Source organism: Aquitalea aquatica (genome assembly GCF_013911085.1).
Lineage (GTDB): Bacteria > Pseudomonadota > Gammaproteobacteria > Burkholderiales > Chromobacteriaceae > Aquitalea > Aquitalea aquatica.
Genome location: NZ_JACERN010000043.1, coordinates 1 through 9,574, shown reverse-complemented (window position 1 = coordinate 9,574; position 9,574 = coordinate 1). Strand labels below are relative to the sequence as shown.

The following is a 9,574-nucleotide window of genomic DNA, read 5'->3' as shown; positions in this document are numbered from 1 at the left end:
CCGTGGTGCTGGCCGGCTTGCGGCCCATGCTGGCTGCCATGCTCGGCGGGGTGGCTTTGCTATTGCTGCAGCAGCCGATTGCCTGGCTGGCCTTGCGCCTGCTGGCCCCGCCGACCGAGGTGGCCGAACTCACCCGGCAGTATTTTGATGCCCGGATCTGGTCGGCTCCGTTTACCTTGCTGGCCTATGCCCAGTTCGCCTGGCTGCTGGGGCTGGGGCATTCCCGCCAGGTCATGTTGCTGCAGCTGCTGATGAATGCCCTGAATGCGGCGCTGGCCATTACTTTTGTCTCCGGGCTGGGCTGGGGGGTGTCCGGGGCCGGCTGGGCGACGGCCATCAGCGAAATGACTGCCAGTGTGCTGGCGGGGCGGGTAATGCTGCGGCAAGTGCCATGGCAACAGTGGCGTGCAGCCTGGCAGCAGCTGGGTGGCATGGCACCGTGGCGACGACTGTTTGCTGCCAACCTGGACATCATGGTGCGGACCTTGCTGCTGACCGTATCGTTTGCCTTGATGACACGCAGCGCAGCTCAGCTGGGGACGCTGACGCTGGCGGCCAATCAGCTGCTGCTGCAGGCCTTCATGGTATGCGTCAGCCTGCTGGACGGATTCGCCGTAGCGGCGGAGGTATATGGCGCACGGGCTATTGGTGCCGGCTCGCGGGCCGGGCTGGTGCTGGTGGTGCGGCGTTGCAGCTGGCTGTCGCTGGGCTGGAGCAGCCTGCTGGCGCTGGCCATGGCGCTGCTGGGCTTGTTTTACCTGCCGCTGATGACACCGGATGTGCAATTGCAGCGCATGGCAGCGGCCTTCTGGCCCTGGCTGGTGGTGTTGCCGCCGGTGTGTATCTGGGCTTTTTTCTGGGATGGCGTGTTCATGGGGGCCATGCGCACGCAGGTATTACGTAATGGCATGCTGCTGAGCTTTGCCGCGTATGTGCCGGCCTTGTGGCTACTGCAGCGCGGCTTTGCCAATCATGGCATCTGGGCCGCCTTGCTGGTGTTGATGGCCATGCGCGGCCTGCTGCTGACCCTGGCCTGGCCGGCCCTGCGTGATGGCGTGGGCCTGCTGCGCTGAGTTAGCTGCCGGGCAGCTGGCGTGGCCAGTGCAGGCGGTAGCCGGCTGGTGCGCTGGCATACGACGGCTGATTGGCGGTGATCGCCTGCTGCGGATCTGTGCTGTAGCAGGGTGAGCGCATGGCTTGGCGCATCTGCCAATCCGGGCTGATGTCTTCGATGGCCAGCCGGATGCTGCCTTTGCCCAGTCGCCGGTTGAGCTGGTCGATGGTGGACATTAGCCGGGCGCGGCGCGGGTCTGGCGCAGGGGCGAACATATCTTGTTGCTGGATGGCCTTGTCACCGATCTCCATCAACACCACCCCGGCCTTGTGATAACGCAGACCGGGCCGGAACAGCTGGCGCAGCCCGGCTTGGGCCGCCTGGTTCAGGCTGAGCGTGTCGTCGCTGGCCTGCAGCAGCGGAATGCAGGTGTAGCCGTGATAGGGGGTGGCGCTGCCAAAAGAGTTGGTCTGGATGCTCACGCCTATCATCGCCGCCGTACTGCCCTGGGCACGCAGTTTTTCAGCCGCACGGGCGGTATGGTGGGCGATGCTGGCCGATAGCGGTGGAAGGCTGCTGACCTGGCGGCTGAAGCTGCGGCTGGAAATGATGTGCTGCTTGCCGCTGGCGACATCATCCAGCGCCAGGCAGGATATGCCGTTGAGCTCGGCCACGGTGCGTTCCAGCACCACGTTGAAATGACGCTTGAGCTGGCGCGAGTCGGCTCTTTGCAGATCCAGTGCGCTGCGGATGCGCAGCTGGTGCAGTTTTTCCGCCAGTCGCCGCCCCACGCCCCATACTTCGCGCACATCCATATTGGCCAGCAGGCGTTCGGCCTCGGCCGGTGTCAGATCGGCCCAATCGAATACCCCTTGCCACTGTGCTTGCTGCTTGGCCACATGGTTGGCCAGTTTGGCCAGTGTCTTGCTGGGGCCGATACCCACGCAACTGGGCAGGCCCAGCTTGTCCTGCAGAGCCTGGCGGATGTGTCGGCCATGGGCATGTGGAGTGGCCATGCCGCTCAGGTCCAGAAAGCATTCATCAATGCTGTAAATGTCCTGCTGCGGTACAAAGCGCGCCAGGATATTCATCATGCGGCGCGACATGTCGCCATACAGGGTGTAATTGCTGGAAAACACCGCCACCCGGTGCTTGCGGCACAGGCCCTGCACTTGGTAGTAGGGCTGGAAGGCGGGAATGCCGATGGCCTTGGCTTCGGCCGAGCGGGCCACCACGCAGCCATCGTTATTCGACAGCACGATGATGGGCTTGCCGATCAGATCGGGCCGGAATACCCGCTCGCAGCTGGTATAAAAGCTGTTGCCATCCACCAGGGCAAAGCGGGTCATCAGTAGCGGCGGACGCAACCGCATACCACGCCCCAGATCAGTAACTCCTGCTCGTTTTGTGGTACCAGCACCGGGTAGGCCGGATTTTCCGGCAGCAAAGCCAGCCGGCCATTGCGGCGGTGCAGGCGCTTGACGGTGAAGTCGCCATCCACCACGGCCACCACGATATCGCCATGCAGCGCCGGGCGGCCCTTGTCGACAATCAGCAGGTCGCCCTCCACGATGCCAGCGCCGCTCATCGAGTCGCCCTGTACCCGTACCACGAAGCAGGCATCCGGGTCGCTCATCAGGTAGCCGTTGAGGTCGATGCTACTGTCGAGATAGTCGTCGGCCGGCGACGGAAAGCCGGCGCGAATGCCCATGCCGGCCAGCGGCAAGCTGCAGGGTAGGGCGTTGGTGACGCGGCCACACAGGGAAATGTCAGACATGGCGGGTTATTTTGATAATGTACGTAATCAAAATATAGCAGATGCGCACTAGGTGCGGGCCAGTTTTTCATCCCCGCATGGCGGGTGCACACAGAAAAAAGCCCGCGTAGGCGGGCTGAGTGTGGCAGGGATTCCGCAGGAATCTCAGGCCGTGGTGTTGATGGTATTGCCGATGGTGGCTGAAACCGGGCGGTTTTTACTTTCTGCTACGCCAGGCTTGCTGCCGTCATTATCGCCATCGCTATCCTTGCCACGGTTGGCCAGTGGCTGGCTGACCGGGCGCAAAGGCTGGGAGGGCGCGCTACTACCAATACTGCCGATACCCGATACCATGATTTTTCTCCTGAAGGGGGATATTCCCCGCGTGGATTATCACTGAGTATGGCTTAAGGCAGGATTAAGCCGCCAGTTCAGGCTTGCTTGCGCGTGGTGGTGAGGATGGCCAGCAGGGCCCCCGTAGTATTGGCGCTGAACGACTGCTGGGCTCGCGAGCCAATCAGTTCGCACAGCTCATTAAAAACGCTGCGTGCCGGATGGCTCAGGGTTTGCAGATCGTCCAGTTTCAGCTGGCTGCCCAGATGGCTGGAACCCAGCAGTAGCGCCAGCTCGGCCAGAATGGCCCGCTCAGTGGCAGTGTCGAGATCCCGGATTAGTCGGACAATGTCGGTTTCCGTCATGGCGTGTTGTGCTTTGGTTTGTCATTGGCATTATTTTAACCATGCGCGCTCGGCCTGCATGAGCTGCCTGCAGCCAGCATGATCATGATCAACAAATTAAAACATGCGTTGGTTTTGTTGCCGGCGCCGGCATCAGGTGGACACGGTCAGCCCGCACGCGGCACGATATAATCAGCCGTGGTTTCCGGCTGGAATCACAGAACCACTGGGAGGATGGCTATGCTGCATGCCGACGAAGCGGCTGCCTTGCAGGCTTCAATAGAGCGGGTAGGTGCGCGGGTGACTGCTGCGTTGCAAGCCAATCCCGGCGTCGTTTATGCCATCGAATTTGTCGGCAATCTGCATCGCGGTATTGATCAGACCATGGCCCAGGCAGCGCTACGTGGCGAACCGGTGGCTTGCCAGGCGGGTTGTGCCAGTTGTTGCAGCCTGCGGGTGGAGGTGGCCCCGGCCGAAGCCTTGCTGATCGCGCAGCACTTGCACAGCGAGTCGGCGGACCGTCTCCAGCAACGACTACAGGCGCTGCGCCAGCAGCAATCCTTGCTGGCGCAAGGCGGAACCGTGCGGCCACCTTGTGCGTTTTTGCAGGATGCGCTGTGTAGCATCTATCCGTGGCGGCCGGCCAGTTGCCGCAAGGCCCATTCCTTTTCTGCCACCGCTTGCCAGAGTGCCGCGGCACAGCTGCCGCAGGATCTGGCCATCACCATGGCGGCGGAAGCCTTGCAGCGTGGCACGGCACTGGGCTATCGCCAGCGCGGGCTGGATGGGGTGGTGCAAGAGTTGAGCGCCGCGGTATTGCAGGCGCTGGAAGACGATGCGGCGGCCAGTCGCTGGTATGCCGCCGCTATCGACTGAGCCCTCGTTCAGGGCTGGCCCGGACGTTGCAGCAGTAGCAGCCGGGCGGCCAGCCCGAGAAATACCAGCGTCAGCGCCCGGCCTTGCCACAGAGCAAAGCGCGGCTGTGCCTGCAAATAGCGGCCCAAGGCCCCGCTGAATTGCGCCAGTACCGCATTGAAAGCCAGCCCGGTCACCGCCAGCACCAGCCCCAGCAGCAATACCTGCTGTGCTACATGGCCTTGAGCGATGTTGACAAACTGCGGCAGGAATACCATGAAAAACAGCAGCGCCTTGGGGTTGAGCAGGCTGTTCAACATCGCCATGCGTACCACCTGGCGATGGCTGCGGCGCTCGCCGCCCAGTAGCGCCAGCATGCCGCCGGCTCGCCAGGATTTCCATGCCAGCCATAGCAGATACGCCGCCCCGCCCAGGCGCAGCAAATCGAACATCGGTGGCCAGCCCGCCAGCATGGCGGTAATGCCGCTGGCGGTGAGGATGGTAAATACCATGTCGGCCACGGCAATGCCCAGCGCGGCAGCCAGCCCGCCGGAGCGGCCCATGGTGGTGGAATAGGACAGCACAAAAGCCATATTTGGCCCCGGCGACAAAAACAGCAGCAGTACGGTCACCATAAACAGCAGCAGGGTGGAAGCAGAAATCATGGTCTGTCCTTGATGTTTGTCGCCACGGGACAGTGCCTGCTACTGGCCGTGCCGTGGGGGTTGGGCATTACAGAATGTGGATGATGTTTTTGACCGCCAGCTCTGCCCCGGATTGGCCGTCTTGTTTTCCTGGCTGAGTCCGGTCAGCAAGGTCCGCATCAGTAGCAGAGTGGCAGGTGCATGGTTCCGGATGGAGGCATGCCTGCCGCAGGTGTACTGTGCGAGTGCCCATTCTAGGTTGGTCTGGGCTGGCCGGGTAGGGTGCCTTTCGATGAATGAGGAGAAAAACATGATGGGAACGGCCAGTTGGTTGTTCTGGGCCTTGTTGTCGGCGGTATTCGCCGCACTGACCGCGATTTTTGCCAAGATAGGCATCCGTGGCGTGGATTCCGACCTAGCCACACTGATCCGCACCGGCATCATCGGCGTGGTGCTGTCGCTGTTTGTCTGGCTTGGCGGTAAATGGAGCAATCCCTTGCAGCTATCGGGCAAGACCTGGTTGTTTCTGGGCCTGTCCGGTATCGCAACCGGCCTGTCCTGGGCCTGCTATTTCCGTGCGCTGCAAATGGGCGAGGCATCGAAAGTGGCCCCGGTTGACAAGCTGAGCCTGGTGCTGGTGGCGGTGTTCGCTGTGATCTTTCTTGGTGAGCGCCCGGCCCCGCGCGAATGGCTGGGTATCGCCCTGGTGGCCTGTGGGGTAGTGGTGCTGGCCTTCAAGCGCTAAGGCCATGATCAGCGCAAACCAGCCGTCGCCCTGCATGGATTCCAGTGTGGCCGGCAGACTAGCCGCAACGGGTGTTTGGCTGTATACTTGTCAGTCTTATCTGGGGGCGACCTGGTTTCGACGGGGGTTGCGAAGCGGATGAGGGCATACCGGGATTTCAGTCACCCCGTAAAAAGCTGAATTTTTTTAGTCGCAAACGACGAAACTTACGCTCTAGCAGCCTAACGGCCGGCTAGACACTACAACGGTTCGCAGATGGGCCGGGGGCGTCAAAACCCTGTAGTGTCACTCTACATCTGCTAGTGCTGTGCCGGGTTACTTGGTACTGTGCGAAACTCAAGGTAACTCGCCAAAGTCCAGCCTGTCCGTCGGCGTGGCAGAGGTTAAATCCAAATGACACGACTAAGTATGTAGAACTCACCGTAGAGGACTTTCGGACGCGGGTTCGATTCCCGCCGCCTCCACCAGAACCTCTAAAAGCCAGCACTGACGCGGATTTCCGCTGATTTGCTGGCTTTTTCTTTGGCTGCTGTCACATCGGTATGTCATATGCGAAAGGCGATGCGACCGAATGACTGGCGTGGCAGCCTGCTTCTTCCAATACCAAGCATCAGAACGTCATTTGACTTTGCTTTATATTTCCATAAAAATGGAAATATGGAAACATTAAACGCCGCTGAAATTCTTGCTGCCCTTGGGCACGAGTCCCGTCTTGCCATCTTTCGCTTGCTGGTCGAGGCTGGTCCGAAGGGGATAATTGCCTCCGCTATTGGCGAACAGTTAAGTATTCCTAATGCCACGCTGTCTTTTCATCTCTCCCACCTCAGTCGTGTCGGCCTGATCAAGGGTGAGCGTGAGAGCCGGTTTATTCACTACTCCGCCGAATACGGGACGATGGATGATCTCATTGCTTTCCTGACCAAGAATTGCTGCCAGGGCAAGGCCTGCCTGCCCAAGACCGCAGCCTGTGACACGCTGGAATCGTGTTGCAGCCCGAATCCTGCCGCTCCGGAATGAAAACCATGACCACAGCTAAAACCGTCCTCGTGCTCTGCACGGGCAATTCCTGCCGCTCCCAGATGGGTGAAGCAATCCTTAATCATGAACTGGCCGGCCTGGTGCGTGGCATCTCAGCCGGCACCAGCCCGCAGTCCAAGGTAGCCGATGGCGCGATTGCGGCACTGAAGCTGGCAGGCCTGCCAACTGATGGCTTGTTTCCCAAGACCGTAGAGGATGTCATGGACCAGGATATCGACTTGGTGGTGAGCGTCTGCGACAACGCCAAGGAAAGCTGCCCAGTCTTCCCGCGGCCGGTAAAGCGTATCCATGTCGGCTTTCACGACCCGCATGGCGAGCCGCTGGAAAGCTTTCTGGCTGTGCGCGACGACATCCGTGCCCGCCTGGTGCCGGCTGTGCGTGCGGCCCTTGGCCTGTAAGGAGAAGCCATGTCACACGCCCAATGTGAAGTAACAGCCAGGCAGGCTGCGAGTGCACCGATGAGCCTTTTCGAGCGCTTCCTTACCGTGTGGGTTTTTCTCTGCATCGTCGCCGGGATAGCGGCGGGGCAGCTGGCACCCGGATTATTCAGGGCCATCGGCCACATGGAAGTGGCCCAGGTGAATCTGCCGGTCGGCCTGCTCATCTGGGTGATGATTATCCCGATGCTGGTCAAGGTGGATTTTGCCGCCCTGCATGAAGTCAGGCAGCATGTGCGCGGCATTGGCGTCACGCTGTTTGTTAACTGGCTGGTCAAGCCATTTTCCATGGCATTTCTCGGCTGGCTGTTCGTGCGCCATCTGTTTGCGCCGCTGCTGCCAGCCGACCAGCTGGACAGCTATATCGCCGGGCTTATCCTGCTGGCCGCCGCGCCTTGCACCGCCATGGTGTTCGTGTGGAGCCGGCTGTCGAATGGCGACCCCTTGTTCACGCTGTCCCAGGTGGCGATGAACGACACCATCATGGTGTTTGCCTTTGCCCCCATTGTCGCCTTCCTGCTGGGCATTTCGTCCATTACCGTGCCCTGGGCCACGCTGCTGACTTCGGTAGTGCTGTACATCGTCATCCCGGTCATCCTGGCGCAGCTGTGGCGCAAGCTGCTGCTGGCCAGGGGTCAGCAAGCCTTTGATGCCGCCATGGCCAGAATAGGGCCGTGGTCCATCTGCGCCTTGCTGGCCACGCTGGTATTGCTGTTCGCCTTTCAGGGCCAGGCCATCATCAAGCAGCCACTGGTCATCGCGCTGCTGGCCGTGCCTATCCTGATCCAGGTATTTTTCAACTCGGCGCTGGCTTACTGGCTGAACCGGCTGGCAGGGGAGAAACACAATATTGCCTGCCCGTCCGCGCTGATTGGCGCGTCGAATTTCTTCGAGCTGGCGGTGGCTGCTGCCATCAGCCTGTTTGGTTTTGAATCCGGCGCAGCATTGGCCACGGTGGTGGGAGTGCTGATTGAAGTGCCGGTGATGCTGCTGGTGGTGAAGGTGGTGAATGCCTCCAGGGGCTGGTACGAAACACCACAAGCCTGATACAGCTGACACGTGCATGCCATAGCCGTGTGGCAAAAGTGAAGGAGCGATGAGGTGGTCAATCGCTCCTTCACTTTTTTGCGGCCATGTTTGATGGTGCTGCCCAGCCTATCGCGCCGCCTCTGCCCGCCACGCCTGTTTCTCCATCCGTTTTGCCAACTGCTGTCAGCCATCTCTCCGGTCTATAACCGCTGTGGCAACAAAGCCTGTTATCCGCTTACGCGGATGATGTTTTGTGTTGCCGCTTCCGCGCGGCAGACGGGAAAGGGATCTTTGCTTGGTCAAATATCTCTTTCCATTTCCAAATGCTATCCGTAGATATGTTCGGCCTAGGTTGGTTTATGATTTGCCAGAGTCGGCATAGGTTTGTGCGAATTATTTTCCAGTAGGGGGAGTTAATTTTTCAGAATGATGGCAATAAAGACAGATGCCAATACTTGTAATGTGATGGCCCATTGGGTTAATTCAGTATCTTTATACTTAAAATAGCCGAAGAATAAGGCAATATGCAGTTTTGAAGAAATAACTTTGTTGGGCGTGGTGAATATATAAAACTCTTCGCCAGTCAAATGACACAGCCTTTTGTGAAACATGAAATTGGCAGCGCCGAAAAATAAAAATAATATCAGTAGCATTTTCAATCTCAATTCGATTAGAAAACCGAGCACCTGCTCCTGCGGATGTTTATTTTCATTGCCGCTTCCGCGCGGCGGACGGGCAGGAGGGCTTGCCTGGCCAAGCCCTCCTGCACCTCCAAGGCCACCCCACAAGCATGGCCTGCGGCTACCCGGCAGGCCCCGCCCGGTGCGAGGCGCGCCTGAACTCGCGATTTGCTAACGTCAAATCGCTCAAACAAAGCAGGCGCTTAAGACCTCGCCCCAGTCACCCGTCGGCATGCTTGACGGGGCCAAGGGTGGCGTCGGTGCGATTGAAGCGATGTGAAAAGGTAAAGGAACCCGGTTTTATCCGAGCGGGCTGTGGGTTCGAATCCCACGGTTTTTTTTAAGGGCGGCCAGCACAAACCCGGCGCTACCTAGTCCCGTCAGCGCGAGCCGACGCAGACGTACCGCTCAGGGTCTTAAGCGGTCGGCTGTCCGCAGCGGCGCGACGCTAGCGCGCCGCAAGTTCCGGCCGCGCCCTGAGCGGGATGGCTGGGACGGGAATTCGACGCGCTGCGGGTCGCCTTTTCTTTGGGTCGGCGGTTTCAAGGGCCAAGTGCAACGGTGCTTGGAATTCTGATATCCAGATTGAAGCAACATTCCCAGAATGCTTCGCTTGGCTTCTTAAACCCGAGTGATTTGCGCGGCCGGTTATTCAGGCT

12 protein-coding genes and 1 other RNA gene are annotated in these 9,574 nt (G+C 59.8%); 7 read left to right on the top strand and 6 right to left on the bottom strand.

Going from position 1 to position 9,574, the window contains the following annotated elements:
- On the top strand, positions 1-1,073 hold a 1,073-nt coding region (locus H2Z84_RS19585; RefSeq protein ID WP_181837472.1), incomplete at its 5' end, for an MATE family efflux transporter.
- Between the two features lies 1 nt (position 1,074).
- Here the strand turns inward: H2Z84_RS19585 and H2Z84_RS19580 are convergent.
- The 4 genes from H2Z84_RS19580 to H2Z84_RS19565 form a co-directional block, all read right to left on the bottom strand.
- Positions 1,075-2,427 carry a Y-family DNA polymerase gene (locus H2Z84_RS19580; RefSeq protein WP_258869501.1) on the bottom strand — a complete coding sequence of 451 codons (1,353 nt, stop codon included), beginning with the start codon at positions 2,425-2,427 and terminating at the stop codon, positions 1,075-1,077.
- Entirely contained in the window at positions 2,403-2,831 is a 429-nt protein-coding gene (locus H2Z84_RS19575) for a LexA family protein (RefSeq protein WP_181837471.1), read from the bottom strand. The genes H2Z84_RS19580 and H2Z84_RS19575 overlap by 25 nt, the downstream gene beginning before the upstream one ends.
- Before the next feature lie 144 nt (positions 2,832-2,975).
- Complete coding sequence (locus tag H2Z84_RS19570) at positions 2,976-3,164, bottom strand: hypothetical protein (RefSeq protein WP_181837470.1); 189 nt, start codon at positions 3,162-3,164, stop codon at positions 2,976-2,978.
- Positions 3,165-3,241: 77 nt separating this feature from the next.
- On the bottom strand, positions 3,242-3,508 hold the full coding sequence (locus H2Z84_RS19565; protein WP_181837469.1) for a hypothetical protein: 267 nt from the start codon (positions 3,506-3,508) through the stop codon (positions 3,242-3,244).
- A gap of 219 nt (positions 3,509-3,727) precedes the next feature.
- Here H2Z84_RS19565 and H2Z84_RS19560 point away from each other — a divergent pair, with 219 nt between their 5' ends.
- On the top strand, positions 3,728-4,363 hold the full coding sequence (locus H2Z84_RS19560) for a YkgJ family cysteine cluster protein (protein WP_181837468.1): 636 nt from the start codon (positions 3,728-3,730) through the stop codon (positions 4,361-4,363).
- Between the two features lie 8 nt (positions 4,364-4,371).
- Here H2Z84_RS19560 and H2Z84_RS19555 read toward each other — a convergent pair whose 3' ends face one another.
- A complete protein-coding gene (locus H2Z84_RS19555; protein ID WP_181837467.1) occupies positions 4,372-5,007 on the bottom strand; it encodes a LysE family translocator in 636 nt (211 codons plus the stop codon).
- A gap of 292 nt (positions 5,008-5,299) precedes the next feature.
- On the opposite strand from H2Z84_RS19555, the gene H2Z84_RS19550 reads away from it, so the two are divergent.
- From H2Z84_RS19550 to arsB, 5 genes are all read left to right on the top strand, one after another.
- Complete coding sequence (locus H2Z84_RS19550) at positions 5,300-5,731, top strand: EamA family transporter (RefSeq protein ID WP_220272924.1); 432 nt, start codon at positions 5,300-5,302, stop codon at positions 5,729-5,731.
- Positions 5,732-5,833: 102 nt separating this feature from the next.
- Positions 5,834-6,198, top strand: a transfer-messenger RNA (tmRNA) gene (gene ssrA, locus H2Z84_RS19545).
- A 94-nt stretch (positions 6,199-6,292) separates the two neighbouring features.
- Positions 6,293-6,748, top strand: coding sequence for an ArsR/SmtB family transcription factor (locus tag H2Z84_RS19540; RefSeq protein WP_258869500.1), 456 nt, complete (start codon positions 6,293-6,295; stop codon positions 6,746-6,748).
- A gap of 5 nt (positions 6,749-6,753) precedes the next feature.
- Positions 6,754-7,167: an arsenate reductase ArsC gene (locus H2Z84_RS19535; RefSeq protein ID WP_181837465.1), complete on the top strand. Its 414-nt coding sequence runs from the start codon at positions 6,754-6,756 to the stop codon at positions 7,165-7,167.
- 9 nt (positions 7,168-7,176) lie between these two features.
- Positions 7,177-8,253 carry an ACR3 family arsenite efflux transporter gene (gene arsB, locus H2Z84_RS19530; RefSeq protein ID WP_181837464.1) on the top strand — a complete coding sequence of 359 codons (1,077 nt, stop codon included), beginning with the start codon at positions 7,177-7,179 and terminating at the stop codon, positions 8,251-8,253.
- 395 nt (positions 8,254-8,648) lie between these two features.
- Here arsB and H2Z84_RS19525 read toward each other — a convergent pair whose 3' ends face one another.
- Positions 8,649-9,023: a hypothetical protein gene (locus H2Z84_RS19525; RefSeq protein WP_181837463.1), complete on the bottom strand. Its 375-nt coding sequence runs from the start codon at positions 9,021-9,023 to the stop codon at positions 8,649-8,651.
- Positions 9,024-9,574 lie beyond the last annotated feature (551 nt).